Here is a 23127-nt window from a genome sequence, read left to right as displayed (position 1 = left end):
CAATGCAGCATCGCCGCAGGCCCGCGGCCCTGCCCTGAACGAATAAAACCATGAAACAAGATCCCCGCTTCCCCAATCTGTTCATCCTGAATCACCCGCTGATCCAGCATAAGCTCTCGCACATGCGCGACAAGCGCACCTCGACGCGCACCTTCCGCGACCTGCTGCGCGAGATCACCTTGCTGATGGGTTACGAAATCACGCGCGACCTGCCGCTGACCACCGAGTCCATCGAAACGCCGCTGGTCACCTATGACGCGCCTGTGATCGCCGGCAAGAAGCTGGCCGTGGTGCCGGTGCTGCGCGCCGGCATCGGCATGAGCGACGGCTTGCTGGAGCTGATCCCGTCAGCACGCGTCGGCCACATCGGCGTGTATCGCAACGACCAGCACCAGCCGGTGGAATACCTGGTGCGCCTGCCCGACCTGCAAGACCGTACCATGATCCTGTGCGACCCGATGGTGGCGACCGGCAACTCGGCCGTGTATGCCGTCGACGTGCTGAAGAAGCGCGGCGTGACGGCGGAAAACATCATCTTCGTCGCACTCGTGGCGGCGCCGGAAGGCGTTCAGGTATTCCAGGATGCACATCCGGACGTGAAGCTGTACGTCGCTTCGCTGGATTCGCATCTGGACAGCCATGCCTACATCGTGCCTGGCCTGGGCGATGCAGGCGACCGGATTTTCGGCACCAAGTAATTTCTTCTGCACGATAAAAAAAGCCGCCGGAGTTGACTCCGGCGGCTTTTTTATTTCCGATACGTCCAGACAGCTTACTCGACTGCCTTGACCATATCTTCAATCACCTTCTTGGCGTCGCCAAACACCATCATGGTCTTGTCCATGTAGAACAGTTCGTTGTCCAGACCGGCATAACCGGCCGCCATCGAACGTTTGTTGACGATGACCGTCTTGGCTTTGTACGCCTCCAGAATCGGCATGCCGGCGATCGGCGACTTCGGATCCTTGGCCGCCGGATTGACCACGTCGTTGGCGCCCAGCACCAGCACCACGTCGGCCTGGCCGAACTCGCTGTTGATGTCTTCCATTTCGAAGACCTGGTCGTAAGGCACTTCGGCTTCGGCCAGCAACACGTTCATGTGACCCGGCATGCGCCCTGCCACCGGATGGATCGCATACTTCACGATCACGCCCTTGTGGGTCAGCTTCTCGGTCAGCTCCTTCAGTGCATGCTGAGCGCGCGCCACCGCCAGGCCGTAGCCCGGCACGATGATCACGGTTTCCGCATTGCCCATCAGGAAGGCGGCATCGTCGGCCGAACCGGACTTGACGTTGCGCTGCGCCTGCGCGCCGCCTGCCGCTGCAGCAGCAGGATCGCCGCCGAAGCCGCCGAGGATCACGTTGAAGAACGAACGGTTCATCGCCTTGCACATGATGTATGACAGGATCGCACCGCTTGATCCCACCAGCGAACCGGCGATGATCAGCATTGAGTTGTTCAGCGAAAAGCCGATACCCGCCGCCGCCCAGCCGGAATAGCTGTTGAGCATCGACACCACCACCGGCATGTCGGCGCCGCCGATCGGGATGATGATCAGCACGCCCAGCACGAACGCGATCGCGGCCATGATGATGAACGGCAGCCAGTGCTGCGTCAGCACGAAAATCACGCCGAAGCCGATCATCGCCACCGCCAGCAGCAGGTTCAGCATATGCTGACCGGAGAAGCTCACCGGCGCGCCCTGGAACAGGCGGAACTTGTACTTGCCGGACAACTTGCCGAAGGCAATCACCGAACCGGAGAAGGTGATGGCGCCGACGAAGGTGCCGATGAACAATTCAACGCGATTGCCCAGCGGGATCGCTTCGCCGTGTGCCGCGATGTTGAAAGCCCAAGGCTCGGCGACTGCGGCGACTGCGATACAGACCGCCGCCAGACCGATCAGCGAGTGCATCGCCGCAACCAGTTCAGGCATCTTGGTCATCTCGACGCTCTTGGCCAGATAGGCGCCAATGCCGCCGCCGACCACCACACCGCCCGCCACCAGCCAGAGGCCGATGCCCGATGTCGGCATGTCGCCCTTGAGCTTGATGATCAGCGCCAATGTGGTGACGACGGCAATCGTCATGCCGGCGATGCCGAAGGCATTGCCGCGACGTGCCGTCGAGGGATGCGACAAGCCTTTCAATGCCTGGATGAAAAAGACCGAAGCGACGAGGTACAACAGGGTTACCAGATTCATGCTCATGCTTATGCCCCCGCCTTGTCTGTCTTGGTCTTGGGTTCTTTTTTCTTGAACATCTCCAGCATGCGCTGGGTGACCATGAAACCGCCGAAGACATTGACCGCCGCCAGCGCGACCGCCAGCGTGCCGGCGATACGGCCGACCGGCCCTTCGGTCAGGCCCGCCGCCAGCATGGCGCCGATGATGATGATGGCCGAGATGGCATTGGTGACCGCCATGAGCGGTGTGTGCAAGGCCGGTGTAACCGTCCAGACCACGTGGTAGCCGACGTAAATCGCCAGCACGAAGATGATCAGGTTGATGATGGTGTGACTGACTTCCATGTGTTTTCTCCGTTTTTCCGACGCCGAGGCGTCTTCTCTTATTTGCGCAGCACTTCGCCGCCCGAGCACAGCAGGGTCGCCGCGACGATGTCGTCTTCACGGTTGATGACCAGCTTGCCTTCGCCGTCGACGATCAGCTTGAGGAAGTCGAGCACGTTGCGCGAGTACAGCGCCGACGCATCGGCCGCCACCAGCGCCGCCAGATTGCCTTCGCCGATAATGTGCACGCCATGCTTGATCACGGTCTTGCCCGGCTCGGACAAGGGACAGTTGCCGCCCTGGTCGACCGCCATGTCGAGAATGACGGAGCCCGGCTTCATGGCCTTGACGGTTTCTTCGCTGATCAGCACCGGCGCCTTGCGGCCCGGGATCAGCGCGGTGGTGATGATGATGTCGGCTTGCTTGGCGCGCTCATGCACGGCCTCGGCCTGACGGCGCATCCAGTCGGCCGGCATCGGACGGGCGTAACCGCCGACGCCCTGGGCGATTTCCTTTTCTTCATCGGTGATGAAGGGCACGTCGAGGAATTTCGCGCCCAGCGACTCGATCTGCTCCTTGACCGCGGGACGCACATCGGAAGCTTCAATCACCGCGCCCAGGCGTTTCGCTGTCGCAATCGCCTGCAACCCGGCGACGCCGGCACCCATGATCAGCATGCGCGCGGCCTTGACGGTGCCGGCGGCAGTCATCAGCATCGGCATGAAGCGCTGATAGGTGTTGGCGGCCATCAGCACGGCTTTGTAGCCGGCGATGTTGGCTTGCGAGGACAGCACGTCCATCGACTGCGCGCGGGTGGTGCGCGGCGCGGCTTCCAGTGCGAAGGCGGTCAGCCCGGCAGCAGCCATGGCGGCGATGTTGTCCGCATCGAAAGGATTGAGCATGCCGACCACGACCGTGCCGGACTTCAGGCGCGTACGCTCGTCCGCGCTCGGCGCACGCACCTTGAGGAGTGCATCGGCGCCATACACGTCGCTTGTAGCCGCGATCGTTGCACCGGCGGCGACATAGGCCTCATCGGTGATGCTGGATTGAATACCGGCGCCTGATTCGACCAGCACCTCATGTTTGGCGGCCACCAGTTTCTTGACTGTTTCCGGGGTTGCCGCGACGCGTGTTTCTCCCTCCCGACTTTCGACGGGGATGCCTAGCCTCATTCAGAGCTCCTATAGTTGTAAATTCTTACCGGAATCTTACACGTAAAATTTAAAGATCAACAACTTTGCGCAAACACCCTCTTTCACGATGCCAACTCGCATCTTTGCCCCATCTCCTGAAGGCTTTGCCCAGCCACGGTAAAATGGCGGCTGTTGCAGGTTAAGGATAATGATGACTGAAGTATGGAAGCCCTCCGTGACTGTCGCTGCGATCATCGAGCGCGAGGGCCGTTTTTTGATGATTGAAGAGCAAGCCGGCGACGGCCTGCGCCTGAACCAGCCGGCCGGCCATCTCGATGAAGGCGAAGCGCTGACGCAAGCCGTTGTGCGTGAGGCGCTAGAAGAATCCGCACACGATTTCGAACCGACCGCGTTGATCGGCATGTATATGTCGCGCAATGTGTCGTCTTCGCGCGCCGGCGCCGACACCACTTACTTGCGTTTTGCGTTTGCCGGAAAACTGGGCGAAAAACACGACCGCCCGCTGGACGCCGGCATCGTACGCACACTCTGGATGACCCGCGACGAAATCGCCGCATGCAGCGAGCGCCATCGCAGCCCGCTGGTCTTGCGCTGCATCGACGATTACCTCAGCGGCCGGCGCGCGCCGCTGTCTTTACTGTATACCGACGCCAGCGTGACCGCTGCCGCCGTCAAGGAAGCAACTGGAGTAGCAAATGGCTAAGAAGAAAGTCGTCATCGGCATGTCAGGCGGCGTCGACTCGTCGGTGTCCGCGTGGCTGTTGAAAGAGCAAGGCTACGAGGTTATCGGCCTGTTCATGAAAAATTGGGAAGACGACGACGATTCCGAATACTGCTCCACGCGCCAGGACTGGATCGACGCAGCCAGCGTGGCCGACGTGGTGGGCGTGGATATCGAGGCGGTGAATTTTGCCGCCGAATACAAGGATCGCGTGTTCGCCGAATTCCTGCGCGAGTACCAGGCCGGCCGCACCCCCAATCCGGACGTGCTGTGCAACGCCGAAATCAAGTTCAAGGCCTTCCTCGACCACGCCATGCTGCTGGGTGCGGATCTGATCGCCACCGGCCACTATGCGCGCGTGCGCGAAAATCCGACCGGCAAGTTCGAACTGATGAAGGCGGTCGACGCCAGCAAGGACCAAAGTTACTTCCTGCATCGCCTGAATCAGGCGCAGTTGTCGAAGACGCTGTTCCCTCTGGGCGAAATTCACAAGACCGAGGTGCGCAAGATCGCCGAACAGCTGAAGCTGCCGAATGCAACAAAGAAGGATTCGACCGGCATCTGCTTCATCGGCGAGCGGCCTTTCCGCGAGTTCCTCAATCGCTACCTGTCGTACAAACCCGGCCCGATGAAGACGCCGGAAGGCGATATCGTCGGCGAACACGTCGGCCTGAGCTTCTACACGCTCGGGCAGCGCAAGGGTATCGGCCTGGGCGGCATCAAGGCGCACCAGAACGCCGACGGCAACAGCGACGCCTGGTACGTAGCGCGCAAGGACGTCGAGAACAATACCCTCTATATCGTGCAAGGCCACGACCACCCCTGGCTGCTGTCGTCGCAACTGGGCGCCAGCCAGATCAGCTGGGTCGCAGGCGAAGCGCCCGACATGGCAGCGCTGAGCGCCAAGACGCGTTATCGCCAGGCTGACGTGCCCTGCTCCTTCAACGACGACGGCGCGCGTTTCGACCTGCGCTTTGCCGATCCGCAATGGGCGGTGACGCCCGGCCAGTCGGCGGTGTTGTATCAGGGCGACGTCTGTCTTGGCGGCGGGATTATCGAATCGGTGTAAAACCGCCTAAATCGCGCAAAAAAACGCTCCGTCTGCCCTATGCAACGGAGCGTTTTTTCTTTTCTGGCAACAAAAGCCGTTTCCCGCCATTTCCGAGAGGAAAGAAAGTCGCAACAAATCATAAAAGAGCTTGCAATCTTGGATTAAATGACGAATAATCTAAATAAGAATTGTTCGCATTTAATAGGAGGTTATGATGAGCCAACTGATCGAGCACGGAACTGAACGTCGTAACAAGCCAGCCACAGCAGCAAATGGCTCCCCCATCACACGCATCAAGAGCCAGGATTTGTTCCGGCAGATGCGCGAACTGGAGATCGACCATGGCGGCCGTATTTACAAGCTGCGCCTGACACAGCTGAACAAGCTGATTTTGACGGCATAAAGAGACGACGCAGAAAATAAAATCATCTCAAAACTTGTTGCTTTGAACGATGGTACAAAACCAGCCAGCCAACGGTGATGCCACAGCGTTATACGTTAGCCAGCCAAGCTTGCCGATTAAGGAGAGTTTGATGGTTACCGACAAAATGGATTCTGCTTTCGTAGAACCGAATAGCGCACCGGCACAGCCAGAGCTGCTGGTTTCAGCAGTGCTGCATTTGATGTCTCACTACACTGCCAGCAATCAGGAAACCAAAAGCTGCGTCAAATTGGCGTCAGTGATTGAACGGCACCTGAAAGCATTGGCGGATTTGCCGAATCTGGCTCCGGTATTGCGGGCGACTTGCCAGCAATTGTCGGAACAGTGGGCAACCGTAGTGGAACGCACCATGCCACAACCCGAGAAATTTAACTTGTTTGCTCGCATCGTTTCAGGAGCGAGATCCATTTAAGAGCCTATATACCCAGGCGGCAAGGCGTACAATGATCGTATGTGTTTGTAACAACATTTCCGAAGGCAAGATTCATCAGGCAGTGAATGCAGGCATGACCTCCATGTCCGAGCTTCGCAAGGAGCTCGGTGTTGGCACTTGTTGCGGCAAATGCCATACCTGCGCCAAACATGTCCTGCGCGAATGTCTGAGCAATTCCAAGCAAACACGCAACTCAGTGCAAGCCATGGTGTTCCACGCGAACACCGCTATTGCATGAAGATTATTTATGAACGCCTTATCGCCTACTATGAGTAGCAGCTCGTCCAATCCCGTCGGCGCCGTCTGGCGCCAGGTCCGCAAAATCGGCCCGCTCGGCCTCATCATCCTGCTGCACCTTGCCTTCTTCTATGCGCTGCAAAGCGGCCTGATTCATCAGGTCGCCAACGCGATTCCCAAAGAAGTCATCGCCACCTTCGTCACGCCTGAACGCGCACCGGAACCGGCTCCGCCAAAAGCGCCGCCGGCGCCACCGAAGGTCGTCCAGGTCGTGAAAAAATCCGTTACACCGCCGCCACCGATTCCGGTCACGCAAGCACCGGCACCGACTGCGATCTCCGCCCCGCCGACACCGCCACAACCGGCTGAGCCATCGCCACCGGCAGCAGCAGCCCCTGCACCGGCACCGGCGTCGCCGCCAGGTCCGCCGCCGCCAAAGCAAATTACTTCCGGCATCGAATATATTGAAGCACCGCGTCCAAACTACCCGCCAGCGTCCAAGCGCATGGGCGAAGAAGGCGTCGTGCAGTTCCGCGTATTGGTCAACACCGCGGGCAAAGCTGAAAAAGTCGATATCATCAAGGGATCGGGTTCGTCCCGCCTGGATGATGAAGCCCGCCGCGCTGTCATGCGCGCCGTCTTCAAGCCATATATCGAAGACGGCAAGGCCATCGTCGTGTCGGCCACCGGCGCAATCACATTCAAGCTGGACCGCTGATCGCAGCGGACATGCGGAATAAAATTCGTTAATTCATTCACTATAGTCATAGAAGGAAGTCATCATGGAAGTTAGTCCGTACGGATTGGAAAGCCTGTGGGCGCAAGGGGATTTCGTCACCAAAGGCGTCGCAGTCCTGCTGCTCGCCATGTCGATCGCGTCCTGGTATGTGATCATCACCAAAACGCTGCAACTGCTGCGTTTCCGCCGCGCTGCCGATGCCGCCGGTCACGCATTCTGGGACACCACCAGCCTGCCTGAAGGCGTTGCGACACTGGGCACCGATAACCCATTCGCCGAAGTCGCCAAAGCCGGCGTGACGTCGATGAGCCACCATACTGCCCACAAGGGCCACCTGCATGACCAGCTGTCGGTCAGCGACTGGGTCACCCTGTCCCTGCGCCAGGCGATTGATGAAGCCTCCGGCAAGTTGCAAGCCGGCATGGCTGTGATGGCGTCAGTCGGTTCGACTGCACCGTTCGTCGGCCTGTTCGGCACCGTCTGGGGCATCTATCACGCGCTGGTATCGATCGGCACTTCCGGCCAGGCCAGCATCGACAAGGTCGCCGGCCCCGTGGGCGAAGCGCTGATCATGACTGCGCTGGGTCTGGCAGTGGCGATTCCTGCGACCTTCGGCTATAACGCACTGGTTCGCGGCAACAAGACCACCATCGCCAAGCTGAACAAATTCGGTTTCGACCTGCACGCTCTGTTCGTCACCGGCGCACGCTCGGCAACCGAGGACGCTGAAACAGGCGCAACCAAAAGCGCCAAACTGACGGCTGTCGGGAGAGCGTAATGGCGATGGGTTCCCTGTCCGATTCGGACGACGACTTCAACCCGGAGATCAACACCACTCCGCTGGTTGACGTGATGCTGGTGCTGCTGATCATCTTCATCATCACCATTCCGGTCATGAATCACGCCGTCAAGATCGACCTGCCGCGCGCGACCAATCAGCCGGACGAAACCAAGCCGCAAAATATCAATCTGTCGATTGATGCGAACGGCAAGGTATTCTGGAATGACGAGCAGATCGACAGCAACCAGTTGAGCCTGCGCATTGCCGAAGCGGCCAAGAAGCAGCCTCAGCCGGAACTACATCTGCGCGCCGAACGCACGACGCAATACGAAAAAGTGGCGCAAGTGATGGCGGCTGCGCAATCGGGCGGCCTCTCCAAGATTGGCTTCGTCACCGATCCGCAAGCAAAGTAATTCATCTCTGAAGTTGGCGAGGCAGTCACGCTCGCTACGACACAAAGCCTTCATTCTTCACGGAATGGAGGCTTTGCTGTTTTGGGCGCAGGCCCGTCCAAACCCGCTCTGCAACAGGCTATCCCAGCCAGGGCAACATGCCCGGCGCTGCCCGATAGAAATAAAGTAAGAATGATTCGCGCTAATTTATGGTGAAGTCTGGAATCGGCTGCGCTATGATCCGTCCGTTCACGCGGCCGGACGATTGCGCAGCTCCCCTCTGCTCCCCCCAGCCTGTCTTCTCCCACTATATCTCAGAGGTTCCTATGAAAGGCGATCCAGCGGTCATCAAGCTGCTCAATGCTCAGTTGACTAACGAATTGACAGCGATCAATCAATATTTTCTGCACGCCCGCATGTACAAGCACTGGGGCTTTGAAAAAATTGCCAAGAAAGAGTACGCAGAATCCATCGGCGAGATGAAGCATGCCGACAAGCTGATCGACCGCATCCTGATGCTCGACGGCCTGCCTAACCTGCAAGCGCTGCACAAGCTGATGATCGGCGAAAACACTGCCGAGATGCTGCAATGCGACCTGAAACTGGAAAAAGCAGCGCACAAGACCGTCAAGGAAGGCATCGCCACCTGCGAAACCCACGGCGACTATGTCTCCCGCGAACTGTTCCAGATGATTCTGGACGATACCGAAGAGCATATCGACTGGTTGGAAACCCAGCTCGACATCATCGAAAAGATCGGCATCCAGAACTACCTGCAGACGCAGATCATTGCAGAGTAATTGCTCTTGTCGGGCGCTCATGCAGCGCCGGCGGAATAAAAAAAAGCGCGACCCAGGTCGCGCTTTTTTATTTGAGGCCCGTCGCCAGGCTCGCCGATATATTAATTCGGCGCGGTGTCCTTGAAGGACTGCCGCTCGGACAGCTTCTCGAACAAACGCAGCAATTCAGGATAATTGTCTTTCCACGGCGATTCAGGAAAACGGAAGTTCAGCCATCCCAAGGCGCAGCCCACAGCGACATCGGCCAAGGAATAGTGGTTACCGACGCAATACGTCTTTTCACCCAGGCCGACCGACATGGATTTCAGGGACGCGTCAACCTTGCTCCACTGCCGCTTGATCCATTCCGGGCTTTGCTGCCGGGTCGGACGCGCCTTTTCAAGGCGCACCAAAATCGCTGCATCCAGCATGCCGTCGGCCAAGGCTTCCCAGCATTTGACTTCCGCGCGCTCGCGACCGCCGGTAGGCATCAGCTTGCCGACCGGGGTCAGGATATCGAGATATTCGGAAATCACGCGGGAATCGAACATGGCGCCGCCGTCGTCCATCATCAGGCACGGCACTTTTCCCAGCGGGTTGAATTGCTGGATGGTCGTCGTCTCGCTCCATACGTCTTCCAGAACCAGCTCGTAATCGATCTTCTTCTCCGCCATAACAATGCGAACTTTGCGAGCGTAAGGACTTACCAGTGAGGCGATTAGTTTCATAGCAATTTTTGTAATAATCCGGCCCGATTATAGCATCGGGACTAGCTCGCCAACGCCCGAATCGCCGGTTGCGACGACAAGCTGCAACGATCCCGATTGCATGACGCCTGGAATGGTAAAATCGCGAGTTAATACAGGTCCACGCCTGTTTCTGCTATCGCCGTGGATCGCGAGTCCTTATTTTCAACGCTGTTTTCATCTTTCCCCCGCTACTATCATGTCCCTCACCGCACTTTCCGCTCTCTCCCCACTCGACGGCCGCTACGCAGCCAAAACCGACAAGCTGCGCCCTATCCTCTCCGAGGCCGGCTTCATGCACCACCGGGTGAAAGTGGAAATTGCCTGGCTGCAAGCCTTGTCGGCAGCGGGTTTTGCGGAAATCAAACCGTTCTCGGCGAACGCCAGCGCGCTGCTCGACAAGCTGGCCTCGGATTTCACCGAAGCCGATGCCGCGCGCATCAAGGAAATCGAAGCCGTCACCAACCATGACGTCAAGGCCGTCGAATACTGGCTCAAGGAAAAGGTCAAGGACGTCCCGGAACTGGTCGCCGCTTCCGAATTCATCCACTTCGCCTGCACCTCGGAAGACATCAACAACACTTCCCACGGCATGATGCTCAAGGCCGCGCGCGACACCGTCGTGCTGCCGGCCCTGCAAGGCCTGATCGCCAAGCTGACCGAACTGGCGCACGAACACGCCGCCGTGCCGATGATGTCGCGCACTCACGGCCAGCCTGCCAGCCCGACCACGCTGGGCAAGGAAATCGCCAACGTCGTCGCCCGCCTGCAGCGCGCCGTCAAGCGCATCGCCGCCGTCGAGATTCTCGGCAAGATGAACGGCGCGGTCGGCAACTACAACGCCCACCTGTCCGCTTATCCGGAAACCGACTGGGCGGCGTTCTCCAAGAACGTCATCGAGCAACGCCTGGGCCTGGTGTTCAACCCCTACACCATTCAAATCGAACCGCATGACTACATGGCCGAGCTGTTCGACGCCGTGGCGCGCGCCAACACCATCCTGCTGGATCTGAACCGCGACGTCTGGGGTTACATTTCGCTGGGTTACTTCAAGCAACGCACCAAGGCCGGCGAAATCGGCTCCTCGACCATGCCGCACAAGGTCAACCCGATCGATTTTGAAAACTCCGAAGGCAATCTGGGCATGGCCAACGCCGTCCTCAAGCATCTGTCGGAGAAGCTGCCGGTTTCCCGCTGGCAGCGCGACCTGACCGACTCGACCGTCCTGCGCAACATCGGCGTCGCCTTCGGTTACGCCGTGCTGGCCTATGACAGCTGCCTGCGCGGCCTGAACAAGCTGGAAGTCAATCCGGCCCGCCTGGCGGAAGACCTGGACAATACCTGGGAAGTGCTGGCCGAGCCGGTGCAAACCGTGATGCGCCGCTACGGCATCGAAAATCCATACGAGCAATTGAAGGAACTGACGCGCGGCAAGGGCATTTCGAAAGACGCCCTGCGCGACTTCATCAACGGCCTCGCCATCCCGCAAGACGCCAAGAATCACCTGCTGGCCATGACACCGGCCAACTACATCGGCGAAGCGATCGCATTGGCCAAAAATATTTAAGCGTGCGAGGGGAAACGACGGAACCCAAACCCGCCTGCTCCCCTCAAATTGCGCGGCAACAGATCGATTGTTAACGTAAATGGATCAGTGAAATCAGTTTTACTGATCTATTGCGAATCCTGAAAAGCCTTTATGCTGCGGCATTGCATCAAAAATGCGAGCCGCCTCATTTAAACGTCGCTTCAAACGATCACAAAGGAACAAGCATGGTTGCTGTGCTGCATATCGATTTTGCTCAGGCTGCCGACGTCGCAATGACGGTCGTGAACAACCGACGCCGCTTGTTCCTCAACTAAGCAAGTAAGCGCTCGCTTGCCATCCCCAACTTTCCACTTTCCACCAGCAACCGCCATGGAACGCTACACCAAACCTGCAATTTTGTTGCACTGGCTGATCGCCTTGCTGATCATCGCCGCCTTTTCGCTCGGGCTGACGATGGTCAATATCCCCGGTCTGACGCCGACCAAGCTGAAATATTTTTCCTGGCATAAATGGCTGGGCGTCACCGTGCTGGCCCTGGCATGCCTGCGCCTGCTCTGGCGGCTGACGCACGCCGCGCCGGCCTATCCGGCGCAAATGCCGCGCTGGCAGCAAAGCGCGGCACATGCACTGCACGGCCTGCTTTATATCCTGATTTTTGCGATTCCTATTTCGGGCTATTTCTATAGCCTCGCAGCAGGAGTCCCCGTAGTCTATCTGGGCCTGTACCCGCTGCCGGTTTTCATCGATCCGAATCCGGAACTCAAACCTTTGCTCAAGCTGGTGCACTACTGGCTGAACATGACCTTGCTAGCCGCTTTCTGCCTGCATGTATTGGCTGCGCTGAAGCATCAATTCATCGATCGCGACGGCGTGCTTAAACGTATCCTGCCCTGACTATCTCTTCCAAGGAAACTTCATGATTCTGCGTTCTACATTGACCAGCGCTCTCATCGGCGGCATTGCCGCCTTCAGCCTGGCTTCGTCTGCGCTGGCCGCACCGCTCAAGGTTGATGCCGGCAAAAGCACCGTCAGTGCCGTCTTCAAGCAACTGAATGTGCCCGTTGACGCCAAATTCAAGAAATTCACCGCGCAGATCGATTTCGACAGCGCCAAACCCGACGCCGCCAAGGCCAGCGTGGACATCGACATCTCCAGCTTCGACCTGGGCGATGCCGAGTACAACAAGGAAGTGCTGAAGAAGGAATGGTTCAACGCCGCACAATTCCCCAAAGCCAGCTTCGTCTCCAGCTCGATCAAGCCTTCCGCCGGCGCGCCGGCAGGTACAAAGTATGACGTCGCAGGCAAGCTCACCATCAAGGGCAAAACTGCCGACGTACAGTTTCCGCTGATGGTCAAGAAAGAAGGCAGCAATCAGGTTTTTGACGGCGCCGTCCCCATCAAGCGCCTGACCTTCAATATCGGCGAAGGTGAATGGAAAGACACCAGCATGGTCGCCGATGAAGTCACCATCAAGTTTCACGTCGTAACAGCACCGTAATCCACAATAAAACCGTACCGTTTCAACGCTTAACAGATCATTACAAAGGACTGTCCCATGAAATTGAAATTCGCCCTGATTTCCCTGCTCGCCGCCGGCGCTGCTTCGACCTCCGCCCTGGCTGCCGACAGCTACACCATCGACCCGAGCCACACCTACCCAAGCTTTGAAGCCGATCACATGGGCCTCTCCGTCTGGCGCGGCAAGTTCACCAAGACCAGCGGCACGATTACGCTGGATCGTGCCGCCAAGACCGGCACCGTCGATATCACCATCGATGCATCGTCGATCGACTTCGGTCATGCCAAACTGAACGATCACGTCAAATCCGCCGAAGTCCTGGACGCGCAAAAATTCCCGACCGCGACTTACAAAGGCACCTCGATCAAGTTTGACGGCGACAAGCCGGTCGCCATCGAAGGCGAACTGACATTGCATGGCGTTACCAAGCCGGTGCAGTTGCAAATCAACAAATTTGCTTGCGTTCAGAATCCGATGCTCAAGCGCGAAGTCTGCGGCGCCGATGCGTCGGCCACATTCAACCGTGCCGACTTCGGCGTGAGCTTCGGCGTGCCGCGCTTCTCGCCGGAAGTAAAGCTGGCGATTCAGGTTGAAGCCATCAAGAACAACTGATTTTCTTCGCTTCCGCAAGGCCGATGCATGTCATGTGCATCGGCCTTTTTTGTTCTGCATCATGTTCATGCCCGATGTTCTCGCGCATAATGGCTCGCGTTTGAAAGCGGCTCCCAGCCTGATCTTGGAGCCGACGCTTCGAGCCACTCCCTGCAAGCTTTTTAAAAACGCGCTAATCTAGCGCTGTCCCGATTAAGGATAAATGCAACATGTCGATAGCAGATCTTCGCAAGGATTACAGCCGCGCCAGTTTGTCTGAACTTGATGTCGCCGCCGATCCTATTGTTCAATTTTCAACATGGTTTGACGAAGCCCTCAAAGCGGAGATTCCCGAACCCAATGCGATGAGTATCGCCACCGTCGGCGCCGACGGCAAGCCCTCTTCGCGCATCGTCCTGCTCAAGCAAGTCGATGCTGCCGGGTTCACCTGGTTCACCAACTATCACAGTCGCAAAGGGCGCGAAATCGCCCAGCATCCTTATGTCGCACTGCTTTTCCATTGGGTAGAACTTGAACGCCAGGTTCGCATCGAAGGAAAGATCGAGCAAGTCTCTGCCGGCGAAAGCGATGCCTATTTTTCGAGCCGCCCCTTGCTCAGCCAGATTGGCGCCATCGCCTCCGAGCAAAGTCAGCCGGTCGACAAGCGCGAGACGCTGGAAACGCAGTTCGCCACTGCAGAAACGAAATATGGCACGCAGCCTGTGCGCCCTGAACACTGGGGCGGCTACCGCGTAGTGCCGGAGAAAATGGAATTTTGGCAAGGCCGGCGCTCGCGCCTGCATGATCGCGTGATCTATACACGCGCTGCAGACGGCGCCTGGACCCGGCAACGCCTGCAACCCTGACCAGGACGCATGTCAGGGCTGCGTACAGCATCACATCACTTGCACGGAGGGAAACATCGTGTTTTGGGAAAAGAAGCTCGCAGCTTGGGTAGAGGAAATCCGTCACGCAACGGCGTTGCCGTTGCGCCTCGAACTGTGGAACGGCCGACAGTTCGACTTCAGCGACGGTGCGCCACAGGTCACCTTGCGTGTTCCTCATGTATCGGCCCTGACTTACCTGTTCCAGCCATCGCTGTCCAATCTCGGCGAAGCCTACGTCGAAGGCAAGATTGACGTCGACGGTCCGGTAGCCAGCATCATCAGCGTCGCCAACACCCTGGCGGCCAAGACCCTGAAGGCGGAAGGCAAGCTGGCGCGCATCGCCCGCTCCATCCGCCACAGCAAGGAAAAAGATGCGGAGGCGATCCGCTATCACTACGACGTCTCCAACGACTTCTACAAGTTGTTCCTCGACGAGAACATGGTCTATTCCTGTGCCTATTTTGAAACCGGCGACGAAGACCTCGCCACGGCCCAGATCAAGAAGATCGATCACATCCTCACCAAGATCCAGGTCCGCCCAGGCGACAGGCTGCTCGACATCGGTTGCGGCTGGGGAGCACTGGTGCTGCGTGCGGCGCAGAAATTCGGCGCCAAATGCGTAGGCATCACGCTGTCGGAAAATCAGTACGCACTAGCCAAGGAGCGCGTCGAGAAAGCCGGTCTGAGCGACCGTATCGAAATCCGCTTGCAGGACTACCGCGACATCACCGGCACCTTCGACCGCATCACCAGCGTCGGCATGTTCGAACACGTCGGTCTGAAAAATCTGCCGATGTACTTCTCACGCATCAACGCACTGCTCGCTGACGACGGACTGGCGATGAATCACGGCATCACCACGACCGATATTGAAAACGGCGAATCGCCCTATGGCGGCGGCGAATTCATCGACAAATACGTTTTCCCCGCCGGTGAACTGCCGCACATCAGCCTGGTGCTGAAAGCCATGCAGCAAGGCGGACTGGAAGCCTTCGACGTCGAAAACCTGCGCAAGCACTACGCCAAGACCTGTGCCATCTGGGCTGACAATTTTGAAGCCAAGGCGGATGAGATTCGCAAGATCACCGACGAGAAGCGCTATCGTATCTGGCGCGTGTATCTCGCCGGCAGCTCGCACGGTTTCAACCAGGACTGGATTTCGCTGTATCAGGTCATCTGCGGCAAATCCAATCGTCACGCCGACGTCTTGCCGCAATCGCGCCGCTACATCTACGATGCAAAGGCTTGACCTGCCAAGGCCCTAGTTGTCTTTGCTTTTATTGGCAAAGACTTCGCGGAACTTGGCCAGTTTTGGCGCCACGACAAAGGCGCAATAGCCCTGGAAGGGATGCTGCTGGAAGTAGTTCTGGTGATAATCCTCGGCCTTATAGTAGGTTTCCACAGGGCTGAGTTCCGTCACGATCGGCGCATCCCACACCAGCGCCATCTCGGCGATGATGTGCTTGGCCGTGTCGCGCTGCGTCGGCGAATCGTAATAAATCACCGAGCGATATTGCGTACCGACGTCGTTGCCTTGCCGGTTCAGCGTGGTTGGATCGTGGATGGTGAAAAACACCTCCAGAATTTCCCTGAAACTGATCGCAGCGGGATCGAACGTCAGTTTCACGACTTCCGCGTGGCCAGTGTCGCCGTTGCAGACTTGCTCGTAGGTCGGATTCTTGACCTGGCCACCGGTGTAGCCGGATTCCACGTGCTGCACGCCTTTCAACTGCTGATACACCGCCTCAAGGCACCAAAAGCACCCGCCGCCCAGAATTGCTGTTTCCGATGAAGTATTCACGATCGCTCCCACGTCATTGATTCCGATATCTGCAATCGCAAGTTTGATTGCATAGTTATGTTTATACCATTGCTGTGAATTAATTTCCTAATGTTGCATGCCTTGAAAAGCCAAAAAAACTTAACTAAAAAGTAAGTATTTTTGTGATTTTTTGCAGATCAAAAACTCTACGCCTGCAAGATCAGCCCGCTTCCAGATGGCGCCAGGATATTGACCTTCGTCGCTGCCGGGTTACTGCATCGTATTTTTTGGGCATAATGTCGCATTAACCAGAATCGACTCCACAGGCTTTAGATGCACTCACGCTCCCCGCGCGCCACATCGCGCGCATTCGATGCCGCGCATTTCCGCAAGGCATTATCCCAATTTGCTACCGGCGTTACTGTCATTACGACGCGGCTGGCTGACGGGACGCTGCTCGGCCTGACCGCGAGTTCATTCAATTCGGTATCGCTAAGCCCGCCGCTGGTGCTGTGGAGCCTGTCCGAACAGGCCAGCAGCATGCCGGTGTTTTCAGGCAACTCACACTATGTGATCAATATTCTTGGCGCAGATCAGGCAGCGCTGGCGGAACAGTTTGCGCGCAAATCCGCGGATCGGTTTGACGGCGTGGAATATACCTTGTCGCGTACGGGGCAGCCCGTGTTGAAAGGCGTATCAGCCTGGTTCGAATGCCATAATCGCAGCCGCTATCCGGAAGGCGATCATGTCATTTTTGTCGGCGAGGTTGAGCACTGCGAGGTGACGCCGCAAGCTGCCCTGGTGTTCCATGACGGCCGCTTTATCAAGACTGAGCCGTAAGCTGCCGAGTTTGGAATGACAAATAAAAAAGCGCCGCAAGGGCGCTTTTTTATTGCAGAGCACAACGATCAGAACTTGTAACCGACCGACAAGAAGCTGACGATTGGGTTGATGGTCAGGGAAGTCTTGTACTTCAGTGTGCCTGCTGCTGTACCTTGGCCGGTGATATCTGCATCGGTCTTCAAGGGGATATACGAAACCGAGAAACCGATCGACCATCTGTCGGACACGTTATATGTCGCGCCGAGGGACGCCACTGGCGCAAGCGACGAGCTCAAAGAGGCAGAGGCGTTACCAGTAGTCAGAGCCGGGTTGACAGCGCCGCCGCCTGCGTATTGCTGGAAGCTTTGATTCAACTTGACATCCGAGTACCAGACATAGGTAACGCCGGCGCCAACAAATGGACGGAACTTATCAGTCGCGTCGCCGAAGAAGTACTTGGCGACGATGGCCGGGCTCCATTGCTTCGCAGAACCGATTTCACCGAAGCGCGACAGTGTGCCTGTACCTGTCAGCTTGAATTTTGGTGGAAGTCCCAGATCGGCGGTCAGAGCAATGTTGTCGGTGAAGAAGTGTGTAAACGCCACCCCGACTGTGTCGGCATTGCTGACGGTCGAATGGGCATCCGGCGAATTTGAGCCATTGACCAGACCGCCCACGCCACGGATACCTTCGCTCGAATCCTGCGGCGCCAGATGGAACCAGCCCAGATTGACGATGTTGCTACCGGCCGTTTGCGCCATGGCAGGTGCGGCAAATGCGGCAGCGATGGACAGCGCAGCGATTTTAGGCAAAAGGGAAAATTGTTGCTTCATGTGTCGTCTCCAAATGTAAAGGGCTGCGCCCCGTTTATTAATTATTCCGACTCTGAGTCCGGAGATTTTTGGCAACGTTGGACGTCACCTGTTTTTGTTGAATGCACTGGCGAAATCATGCGACTCCGTCTTCACACTCTTAAGACAAAAAGAACGCGCGTGCTATTCTTTTGCGATACTATGCCAGCTTTAATTGGCTTTGTATAGACGTGTATTTTTTTGGCAACTGGAAATAGTTTTAACTATTGAACCAGCAGCAATATCGCCTGAAAAAGCACGTCAGGTCGGGAGCAAACGGGAAAGGATTCCGGTGGAGTCAAACGCGGCGCGACGCAGGCGATCGTTGATGCCTTGCCATGCCGGAGTGGCCGGAGTGGCCTCTACCAGGATGACGTCGGCATGCTGATGGTCCATATCTCGCAGCGCAGCATACAAGTCGTGCGCATAGCGATCCGCATCCTGAGACATGGCAAAGGATGCATGAGAAAACGTGAGTTCTGCGGTGCGATGGATCACCGCAACCTTGTAATCGCGTTCGGTAAGTTTCTTGATTGTCTCGGCCAGTTGTTCTGCCGGGACCTGCGCGACCGGCGTGTGCGGCGCATAGTGCGCATCGAGCGTACCTGATGCGCGTGGCGCGGCGGCATCCGGTAAACCCGGCGCTACGCCCAGCACCGCGGTAATCTGATCAACGCTGATCTGTCCCGGCCGCAACAGCACCGCACCGTGCGTGCTCACACGCGACAGATCGACAATCGTCGATTCGATGCCGACTTCACTGGCACCGCCATCCAGCACGTAATCCACAAGACTAGCGGCGTCGCTGCCGAACTCATCCCGCACATGCTCCGCAGTCGTCGGGCTGACGTGGCCGAACTTGTTGGCCGATGGTCCTGCAACACCGCCTTTGCCGCCCTTGAATTCACGCAGCAAAGCTTGTGCGACAGGATGCGACGGGCAACGCACGCCGATGGAGTCCTGCCCGCCTGAAGCTGCGGCAGGAACATGGGCAGCGCGCTTGAGGATCAGCGTCAACGGGCCCGGCCAGAAAGCTGCAATCAATGCCTGCGCTTCGGCAGGCACCTCGGCAGCCCAATAGGAAATATCGGCTTCCGGCGCAACGTGGACGATGACGGGATGATTGGCAGGCCGGCCTTTGGCGGCATAGATATCGGCAATCGCCGCGGCATTTTCGGCGTCGCCGCCGAGACCGTAGACGGTCTCGGTAGGAAACGCCACCAGCTTGCCCGCTTCGAGCTTGCGTGCGGCCAGTTTCACCGCATCCATGTCCATTTTCACAGTCGCCATCGCCGCCTCTGCCGCTTACTGAGCAATGCCTAGAATGGCGCATGCTGCCGCCAACTGCGCCTGCGCCTGCGCCATGGTTGGTGCGACAAACGTAATGTGCCCCATCTTGCGCGCACGACGCGCCTGCGCCTTGCCGTACAAATGCAGATGTGCGCCGGGCAGCGCCAGGATCTTGTCCCATGCCGGTTCGCGCATATTGTCGTTGCCGCTGTCGCTGTCGCTGTCGCTGTCGCCCTCGTACCAGACATCGCCGAGGATATTCAGCATGACCGCAGGAGAATGCTGGCGCACGTCGCCCAGCGGCAAACGCGCCATCGCACGCGCCTGTTGTTCGAACTGGCTGGTGATGCAGGCGTCGATGGTGTAGTGACCGCTATTGTGCGGACGCGGCGCCATCTCGTTGACGACCAGCGCGCCATCGGTCAGCACGAAGAATTCTATGCACAGCACACCGACATAGTCGAGCTTGGCGATGATCGCCAGCGCCGCGTCCTGCGCCTTCTTTGCAACGGCGTCCGAGACATGATCCGACGGCACGGTGGTGGTGAACAGGATGCCGTCGCGATGGACGTTCTCGGCGATCGGATACACCACTGCATCGCCGTCTGCACCACGCGCGACCAGCACCGACACCTCATAAGCCAGCGGCAGCATTTTTTCCAACAGGCAGGTCACGCCCTTCATCTCGGCGAACGCAGCCTTGACGTCGGCGATGCTGCGCACGCGCACCTGGCCTTTGCCGTCGTAACCCATGCGCACGGTCTTCAGTATGCCCGGTAGCAAATCCGCCGGTATTGCATCGATATCCGCTTCGGTGGCAATGATCTTGTGCGGCGCAGGCTGCACGCCGGAAGCGGCACTGCAGTCGACGAAGAAACTCTTTTCAGCGATACGGTCCTGCGCGATCGAGACGCCGGAAGCCGACGGTGCAACATAGGTCTTCGCCGCCAATGCCGCGAGGCTTTCAGCCGAGACATTCTCGAACTCGGTCGTCACGGCGCCGCACAACGACGCCAGCTCGTCCAGCCCCTTGGGGTCAGTATAGGACGTGCGGATCAGGCGATCGGCGACCTGCCCGGCCGGGCAATCGTCTTCCTGTTCCAGCACCGCGACCTTGAAACCCATCGCTTGCGCAGCGTGGGCAAACATGCGGCCGAGCTGGCCGCCGCCCATCACGCCCAGCCAGGTGGCCGGCGTCGTGGTGGGGATCGAAACATGGTTCAACGAGGACTGCTTCTGACTCATAACGGCAACTTCATATCCAGCGCAACTTGCGTTTGTTTAACACGGAAAGCTTCCAGCTTGGCAGCCAGGGCATCGTCGGTGGTCGCCAGCATGGCGATAGCCGACAAGGCGGCATTGGCGGCGCCGGCCTCGCCGATGGCGTAGGTCGCAACCGGAATGCCCTTCGGCATCTGCACGATGGACAGCAGCGAATCTTCACCGCGCAGATACTTGGACGGCACCGGCACACCCAGCACCGGCACGATGGTCTTGGCCGCGATCATGCCCGGCAGATGCGCGGCGCCGCCGGCGCCGGCGATGATGGCGCGCAGGCCGCGTGCACGCGCCTTTTCGGCGTAGTCGAACATCTGGTCCGGCATGCGGTGCGCCGAAACGACTTGCGCTTCATGCGGAATGCCGAACTCTTTCAGGATGGCCACGGCGTGTTGCATCACGTCCCAGTCGGACGACGATCCCATGACCACGCCGACGACCGGCGCTTGTGCATTGTTCTCGCTCATCATCAGTCCTTCAGGACATTGCCGGTCAGGCGCTCCAGCGCTTCGCGGTATTTGGCGCCGGTCTTTTCGATCACGTCAGCAGGCAGTGCCGGGGCCGGCGGCGTCTTCTTCCAGCCGTCCACGGTTTCCAGATAATCGCGCACGAACTGCTTGTCGAACGACGGCGGCGAGATGCCGACCTTGTAGCTGTCCGCCGGCCAGAAACGCGACGAGTCGGCGGTCAGCACTTCGTCCATCAGATGCAGCACGCCATTGTCGTCCAGGCCGAATTCGAACTTGGTGTCGGCGATGATGATGCCGCGTGTGGCGGCGTAGTCGGCCGCGGTCTTGTACAGCTTGATGCTGATGTCGCGCATCTTGTTGGCCAGTTCGCTGCCGATGCGTTGTTCCATCTCGGCGAAGCTGATGTTTTCGTCATGCTCGCCGAGGTCGGCCTTGGCCGCTGGTGTGAAAATAGGCTCGGCCAACTTGGCCGCTTGTTGCAGACCTTCCGGCAATTTGATGCCGCAGATGGAGCCGGTCTCTTGATAGTCCTTCCAGCCGGAACCGATGATGTAGCCGCGTACAACCGCTTCCACCAGAATCGGCTTGAGGCGCTTGGCAACCACGGCGCGGCCGCGCACCTGCTCGACTTCATTGGCGGCGACCACAGTTTCCGGAGCGATGCCGGTCAGATGATTCGGCACGATGCCGCCCAGCTTCTCGAACCAGAAATCCGACATCTGGTTCAACACTTTGCCCTTGCCCGGAATCGGCTCGTTCATGATGACGTCGAACGCGGACAGGCGGTCGGTCGTGACGATCAGCAATTTGTCGTCGCCAACTGCATAGTTGTCGCGCACCTTGCCGTTGCCCAGCAGAGGGAGTGAAGTGATGGAAGTTTTGTAGAGGCTGGTCATGTTGATTCCGGTCATTCTGTGGGTCGAGGATCAAGGGTTACGCCAGGATGGCGAAAGCACCATTTTTCTGCCCACCTTTAAAGTCAAAAAACCGGGACTGCTGTTGCCAGTCCCGGTCGCTTGGTTTGCTCGCCGATCGTATTACTGAACGATTTGGGAGAGCTCGCCCTTCTTGTATTTCTCTGCAATCTTTTCCAGCGGGATCGCCTTGATCTTGCCGGCCTGGCCTTCGCAGCCGAACGACAGGTAGCGCGCCTTGCACACCAGCTTCGCCGCTTCGCGGGCAGGCTTGAGGTAATCGCGCGGATCGAACTTGCCTGGATTTTCCATCAGGTAGCGACGGATTGCGCCGGTCATCGCCAGACGGATGTCGGTGTCGATGTTGATCTTGCGCACGCCGTGCTTGATGCCTTCCTGGATCTCTTCGACGGGCACGCCGTAGGTTTCCTTCATGTCGCCGCCGAATTCGCGGATTTCAGCCAGCAGTTCCTGTGGAACCGAGGATGAACCGTGCATCACCAGATGCGTGTTCGGAATGCGCGCGTGGATTTCCTTGATGCGGTCGATGGCGAGGATGTCGCCAGTCGGCTTGCGCGAAAACTTGTAAGCGCCGTGCGAGGTACCGATGGCGATCGCCAGCGCGTCGCATTGCGTTTGCTTGACGAAATCGGCAGCCTGGCCGACGTCGGTCAACAGCTGTTCGCGCGTCATCTTGCCGTCGGCGCCGTGGCCGTCTTCCTTGTCGCCCATCATGGTTTCCAGCGAACCGAGCACACCCAGTTCGGCTTCCACCGTGACGCCGATGGCGTGCGAGAACTCCACCACCTTGCGCGACACTTCGACGTTGTATTCGTAGCTGGCGACCGACTTGCCGTCTTCCATCAGCGAACCGTCCATCATCACGGACGTGAAACCGGACTTGATCGCTGCCATGCAGACTGCCGGCGACTGGCCGTGGTCCTGGTGCATGACGACCGGGATATGCGGATACGCTTCGACCGCGGCTTCGATCAGGTGACGCAGGAAAGCTTCACCGGCGTACTTGCGCGCGCCTGCGGAGGCTTGCATGATGACGGGCGCGCCAACTTCGTCGGCAGCCTGCATGATCGCAGTGACTTGCTCCAGATTGTTGACGTTGAAGGCTGGCAAACCGTAGCCGTTTTCGGCGGCGTGGTCCAGCAATTGACGCATGGATACGAGAGGCATGATAAAACTCCAGAACGATA

At 58.2% G+C, this 23127-nt stretch carries 28 protein-coding genes; 17 read left to right on the top strand and 11 right to left on the bottom strand.

Annotated elements, in window-relative coordinates; genetic code table 11:
- Positions 1-50: 50 nt before the first annotated feature.
- On the top strand, positions 51-698 hold the full coding sequence (gene upp, locus AKL25_RS09670; protein ID WP_050477437.1) for a uracil phosphoribosyltransferase: 648 nt from the start codon (positions 51-53) through the stop codon (positions 696-698).
- Between the two features lie 74 nt (positions 699-772).
- Here upp and AKL25_RS09665 read toward each other — a convergent pair whose 3' ends face one another.
- The 3 genes from AKL25_RS09665 to AKL25_RS09655 are packed head-to-tail and all read right to left on the bottom strand — an operon-like array spanning position 773 to position 3683.
- The gene (locus AKL25_RS09665; RefSeq protein ID WP_050477436.1) at positions 773-2209 is read right to left on the bottom strand and encodes an NAD(P)(+) transhydrogenase (Re/Si-specific) subunit beta; all 1437 of its coding nucleotides are present in this window, start codon (positions 2207-2209) and stop codon (positions 773-775) included.
- Positions 2210-2211: 2 nt separating this feature from the next.
- On the bottom strand, positions 2212-2529 hold the full coding sequence (locus AKL25_RS09660; RefSeq protein ID WP_050477435.1) for an NAD(P) transhydrogenase subunit alpha part 2: 318 nt from the start codon (positions 2527-2529) through the stop codon (positions 2212-2214).
- A gap of 38 nt (positions 2530-2567) precedes the next feature.
- Complete coding sequence (locus AKL25_RS09655; protein WP_050477434.1) at positions 2568-3683, bottom strand: Re/Si-specific NAD(P)(+) transhydrogenase subunit alpha; 1116 nt, start codon at positions 3681-3683, stop codon at positions 2568-2570.
- A 172-nt stretch (positions 3684-3855) separates the two neighbouring features.
- Between AKL25_RS09655 and AKL25_RS09650 the strand changes: the two genes are divergently transcribed.
- The 9 genes from AKL25_RS09650 to bfr all read left to right on the top strand — a co-directional run bounded on the left by AKL25_RS09650 (position 3856) and on the right by bfr (position 9261).
- Positions 3856-4368, top strand: coding sequence for an NUDIX hydrolase (locus AKL25_RS09650; protein ID WP_050477562.1), 513 nt, complete (start codon positions 3856-3858; stop codon positions 4366-4368).
- Positions 4361-5455, top strand: coding sequence for a tRNA 2-thiouridine(34) synthase MnmA (gene mnmA / locus AKL25_RS09645; RefSeq protein ID WP_050477433.1), 1095 nt, complete (start codon positions 4361-4363; stop codon positions 5453-5455). The genes AKL25_RS09650 and mnmA overlap by 8 nt, the downstream gene beginning before the upstream one ends.
- A gap of 196 nt (positions 5456-5651) precedes the next feature.
- Complete coding sequence (gene hemP / locus AKL25_RS09640) at positions 5652-5840, top strand: hemin uptake protein HemP (protein WP_007878681.1); 189 nt, start codon at positions 5652-5654, stop codon at positions 5838-5840.
- Between the two features lie 130 nt (positions 5841-5970).
- Complete coding sequence (locus tag AKL25_RS09635) at positions 5971-6291, top strand: hypothetical protein (RefSeq protein ID WP_007878680.1); 321 nt, start codon at positions 5971-5973, stop codon at positions 6289-6291.
- 31 nt (positions 6292-6322) lie between these two features.
- Positions 6323-6550, top strand: a complete 228-nt coding sequence (locus AKL25_RS23700; RefSeq protein ID WP_083444627.1) for a (2Fe-2S)-binding protein — start codon at positions 6323-6325, stop codon at positions 6548-6550.
- A 9-nt stretch (positions 6551-6559) separates the two neighbouring features.
- Entirely contained in the window at positions 6560-7267 is a 708-nt protein-coding gene (locus AKL25_RS09630) for an energy transducer TonB (RefSeq protein WP_050477432.1), read from the top strand.
- Positions 7268-7331: 64 nt separating this feature from the next.
- Positions 7332-8066, top strand: a complete 735-nt coding sequence (locus AKL25_RS09625) for a MotA/TolQ/ExbB proton channel family protein (protein ID WP_050477431.1) — start codon at positions 7332-7334, stop codon at positions 8064-8066.
- Positions 8066-8482 (top strand): ExbD/TolR family protein, encoded by a 417-nt coding sequence (locus AKL25_RS09620; protein ID WP_050477430.1) that lies wholly within the window; start codon positions 8066-8068, stop codon positions 8480-8482. The genes AKL25_RS09625 and AKL25_RS09620 overlap by 1 nt, the downstream gene beginning before the upstream one ends.
- A gap of 305 nt (positions 8483-8787) precedes the next feature.
- Positions 8788-9261 carry a bacterioferritin gene (gene bfr / locus AKL25_RS09615; RefSeq protein WP_050477429.1) on the top strand — a complete coding sequence of 158 codons (474 nt, stop codon included), beginning with the start codon at positions 8788-8790 and terminating at the stop codon, positions 9259-9261.
- Between the two features lie 101 nt (positions 9262-9362).
- Here the strand turns inward: bfr and AKL25_RS09610 are convergent, their stop codons facing one another.
- Positions 9363-9968: a glutathione S-transferase N-terminal domain-containing protein gene (locus AKL25_RS09610; protein ID WP_050477428.1), complete on the bottom strand. Its 606-nt coding sequence runs from the start codon at positions 9966-9968 to the stop codon at positions 9363-9365.
- A 217-nt stretch (positions 9969-10185) separates the two neighbouring features.
- Between AKL25_RS09610 and purB the strand changes: the two genes are divergently transcribed.
- The 6 genes from purB (at position 10186) to AKL25_RS09580 (ending at position 15781) form a co-directional block, all read left to right on the top strand.
- Positions 10186-11553 carry an adenylosuccinate lyase gene (gene purB / locus AKL25_RS09605; RefSeq protein ID WP_050477427.1) on the top strand — a complete coding sequence of 456 codons (1368 nt, stop codon included), beginning with the start codon at positions 10186-10188 and terminating at the stop codon, positions 11551-11553.
- A gap of 351 nt (positions 11554-11904) precedes the next feature.
- The gene (locus AKL25_RS09600; protein ID WP_050477426.1) at positions 11905-12429 is read left to right on the top strand and encodes a cytochrome b; all 525 of its coding nucleotides are present in this window, start codon (positions 11905-11907) and stop codon (positions 12427-12429) included.
- A 22-nt stretch (positions 12430-12451) separates the two neighbouring features.
- Positions 12452-13033: a YceI family protein gene (locus tag AKL25_RS09595; protein WP_050477425.1), complete on the top strand. Its 582-nt coding sequence runs from the start codon at positions 12452-12454 to the stop codon at positions 13031-13033.
- Between the two features lie 57 nt (positions 13034-13090).
- Positions 13091-13666 carry a YceI family protein gene (locus AKL25_RS09590; RefSeq protein WP_050477424.1) on the top strand — a complete coding sequence of 192 codons (576 nt, stop codon included), beginning with the start codon at positions 13091-13093 and terminating at the stop codon, positions 13664-13666.
- Positions 13667-13875: 209 nt separating this feature from the next.
- Entirely contained in the window at positions 13876-14511 is a 636-nt protein-coding gene (gene pdxH / locus AKL25_RS09585; RefSeq protein WP_050477423.1) for a pyridoxamine 5'-phosphate oxidase, read from the top strand.
- 58 nt (positions 14512-14569) lie between these two features.
- Positions 14570-15781: an SAM-dependent methyltransferase gene (locus tag AKL25_RS09580; RefSeq protein ID WP_050477422.1), complete on the top strand. Its 1212-nt coding sequence runs from the start codon at positions 14570-14572 to the stop codon at positions 15779-15781.
- 12 nt (positions 15782-15793) lie between these two features.
- On the opposite strand, the gene msrA is transcribed toward AKL25_RS09580, so the two are convergent.
- On the bottom strand, positions 15794-16333 hold the full coding sequence (gene msrA, locus AKL25_RS09575; protein ID WP_050477561.1) for a peptide-methionine (S)-S-oxide reductase MsrA: 540 nt from the start codon (positions 16331-16333) through the stop codon (positions 15794-15796).
- Positions 16334-16627: 294 nt separating this feature from the next.
- On the opposite strand from msrA, the gene AKL25_RS09570 reads away from it, so the two are divergent.
- Positions 16628-17134, top strand: coding sequence for a flavin reductase family protein (locus AKL25_RS09570; protein ID WP_050477421.1), 507 nt, complete (start codon positions 16628-16630; stop codon positions 17132-17134).
- Positions 17135-17202: 68 nt separating this feature from the next.
- Here AKL25_RS09570 and AKL25_RS09565 read toward each other — a convergent pair whose 3' ends face one another.
- From AKL25_RS09565 to fba, 6 genes are all read right to left on the bottom strand, one after another.
- The gene (locus AKL25_RS09565) at positions 17203-17949 is read right to left on the bottom strand and encodes an OmpW/AlkL family protein (protein ID WP_050477420.1); all 747 of its coding nucleotides are present in this window, start codon (positions 17947-17949) and stop codon (positions 17203-17205) included.
- A 279-nt stretch (positions 17950-18228) separates the two neighbouring features.
- A complete protein-coding gene (locus tag AKL25_RS09560; protein WP_050477419.1) occupies positions 18229-19257 on the bottom strand; it encodes an L-threonylcarbamoyladenylate synthase in 1029 nt (342 codons plus the stop codon).
- Between the two features lie 15 nt (positions 19258-19272).
- Complete coding sequence (locus AKL25_RS09555; RefSeq protein ID WP_050477418.1) at positions 19273-20502, bottom strand: 5-(carboxyamino)imidazole ribonucleotide synthase; 1230 nt, start codon at positions 20500-20502, stop codon at positions 19273-19275.
- A complete protein-coding gene (gene purE / locus AKL25_RS09550) occupies positions 20499-21002 on the bottom strand; it encodes a 5-(carboxyamino)imidazole ribonucleotide mutase (RefSeq protein WP_050477560.1) in 504 nt (167 codons plus the stop codon). Before purE ends, AKL25_RS09555 begins: the two co-directional genes overlap by 4 nt.
- A 2-nt stretch (positions 21003-21004) precedes the next feature.
- A complete protein-coding gene (locus tag AKL25_RS09545) occupies positions 21005-21901 on the bottom strand; it encodes a phosphoribosylaminoimidazolesuccinocarboxamide synthase (protein ID WP_050477559.1) in 897 nt (298 codons plus the stop codon).
- 141 nt (positions 21902-22042) lie between these two features.
- Positions 22043-23107, bottom strand: coding sequence for a class II fructose-bisphosphate aldolase (gene fba, locus AKL25_RS09540; RefSeq protein WP_007878631.1), 1065 nt, complete (start codon positions 23105-23107; stop codon positions 22043-22045).
- Between the last annotated feature and the right edge of the window lie 20 nt (positions 23108-23127).

It is taken from the genome of Herbaspirillum rhizosphaerae (assembly GCF_001189965.1).
GTDB classification, from domain to species: domain Bacteria; phylum Pseudomonadota; class Gammaproteobacteria; order Burkholderiales; family Burkholderiaceae_D; genus Herbaspirillum; species Herbaspirillum rhizosphaerae.
Note: the sequence above shows the minus strand (reverse complement) of the source record. Positions and strands in the feature narration are given on the sequence as shown.

What these genes read in the sequence shown, in the direction of transcription:
- AKL25_RS09630 (WP_050477432.1), top strand. Translation starts at nt 6,560, where the DNA reads ATGAACGCCTTATCGCCTACTATGAGTAGCAGCTCGTCCAATCCCGTC.
- AKL25_RS09560 (WP_050477419.1), bottom strand. Translation starts at nt 19,257, where the DNA reads ATGGCGACTGTGAAAATGGACATGGATGCGGTGAAACTGGCCGCACGC.
- bfr (WP_050477429.1), top strand. Translation starts at nt 8,788, where the DNA reads ATGAAAGGCGATCCAGCGGTCATCAAGCTGCTCAATGCTCAGTTGACT.
- purB (WP_050477427.1), top strand. Translation starts at nt 10,186, where the DNA reads ATGTCCCTCACCGCACTTTCCGCTCTCTCCCCACTCGACGGCCGCTAC.
- AKL25_RS09660 (WP_050477435.1), bottom strand. Translation starts at nt 2,529, where the DNA reads ATGGAAGTCAGTCACACCATCATCAACCTGATCATCTTCGTGCTGGCG.
- AKL25_RS09555 (WP_050477418.1), bottom strand. Translation starts at nt 20,502, where the DNA reads ATGAGTCAGAAGCAGTCCTCGTTGAACCATGTTTCGATCCCCACCACG.
- purE (WP_050477560.1), bottom strand. Translation starts at nt 21,002, where the DNA reads ATGAGCGAGAACAATGCACAAGCGCCGGTCGTCGGCGTGGTCATGGGA.
- AKL25_RS09565 (WP_050477420.1), bottom strand. Translation starts at nt 17,949, where the DNA reads ATGAAGCAACAATTTTCCCTTTTGCCTAAAATCGCTGCGCTGTCCATC.
- pdxH (WP_050477423.1), top strand. Translation starts at nt 13,876, where the DNA reads ATGTCGATAGCAGATCTTCGCAAGGATTACAGCCGCGCCAGTTTGTCT.
- AKL25_RS09650 (WP_050477562.1), top strand. Translation starts at nt 3,856, where the DNA reads ATGACTGAAGTATGGAAGCCCTCCGTGACTGTCGCTGCGATCATCGAG.
- AKL25_RS09600 (WP_050477426.1), top strand. Translation starts at nt 11,905, where the DNA reads ATGGAACGCTACACCAAACCTGCAATTTTGTTGCACTGGCTGATCGCC.
- AKL25_RS09590 (WP_050477424.1), top strand. Translation starts at nt 13,091, where the DNA reads ATGAAATTGAAATTCGCCCTGATTTCCCTGCTCGCCGCCGGCGCTGCT.
- AKL25_RS09595 (WP_050477425.1), top strand. Translation starts at nt 12,452, where the DNA reads ATGATTCTGCGTTCTACATTGACCAGCGCTCTCATCGGCGGCATTGCC.
- fba (WP_007878631.1), bottom strand. Translation starts at nt 23,107, where the DNA reads ATGCCTCTCGTATCCATGCGTCAATTGCTGGACCACGCCGCCGAAAAC.
- AKL25_RS23700 (WP_083444627.1), top strand. Translation starts at nt 6,323, where the DNA reads ATGATCGTATGTGTTTGTAACAACATTTCCGAAGGCAAGATTCATCAG.
- mnmA (WP_050477433.1), top strand. Translation starts at nt 4,361, where the DNA reads ATGGCTAAGAAGAAAGTCGTCATCGGCATGTCAGGCGGCGTCGACTCG.
- AKL25_RS09610 (WP_050477428.1), bottom strand. Translation starts at nt 9,968, where the DNA reads ATGAAACTAATCGCCTCACTGGTAAGTCCTTACGCTCGCAAAGTTCGC.
- AKL25_RS09625 (WP_050477431.1), top strand. Translation starts at nt 7,332, where the DNA reads ATGGAAGTTAGTCCGTACGGATTGGAAAGCCTGTGGGCGCAAGGGGAT.
- AKL25_RS09655 (WP_050477434.1), bottom strand. Translation starts at nt 3,683, where the DNA reads ATGAGGCTAGGCATCCCCGTCGAAAGTCGGGAGGGAGAAACACGCGTC.
- AKL25_RS09620 (WP_050477430.1), top strand. Translation starts at nt 8,066, where the DNA reads ATGGCGATGGGTTCCCTGTCCGATTCGGACGACGACTTCAACCCGGAG.
- AKL25_RS09570 (WP_050477421.1), top strand. Translation starts at nt 16,628, where the DNA reads ATGCACTCACGCTCCCCGCGCGCCACATCGCGCGCATTCGATGCCGCG.
- AKL25_RS09635 (WP_007878680.1), top strand. Translation starts at nt 5,971, where the DNA reads ATGGTTACCGACAAAATGGATTCTGCTTTCGTAGAACCGAATAGCGCA.
- upp (WP_050477437.1), top strand. Translation starts at nt 51, where the DNA reads ATGAAACAAGATCCCCGCTTCCCCAATCTGTTCATCCTGAATCACCCG.
- hemP (WP_007878681.1), top strand. Translation starts at nt 5,652, where the DNA reads ATGAGCCAACTGATCGAGCACGGAACTGAACGTCGTAACAAGCCAGCC.
- AKL25_RS09545 (WP_050477559.1), bottom strand. Translation starts at nt 21,901, where the DNA reads ATGACCAGCCTCTACAAAACTTCCATCACTTCACTCCCTCTGCTGGGC.
- AKL25_RS09665 (WP_050477436.1), bottom strand. Translation starts at nt 2,209, where the DNA reads ATGAGCATGAATCTGGTAACCCTGTTGTACCTCGTCGCTTCGGTCTTT.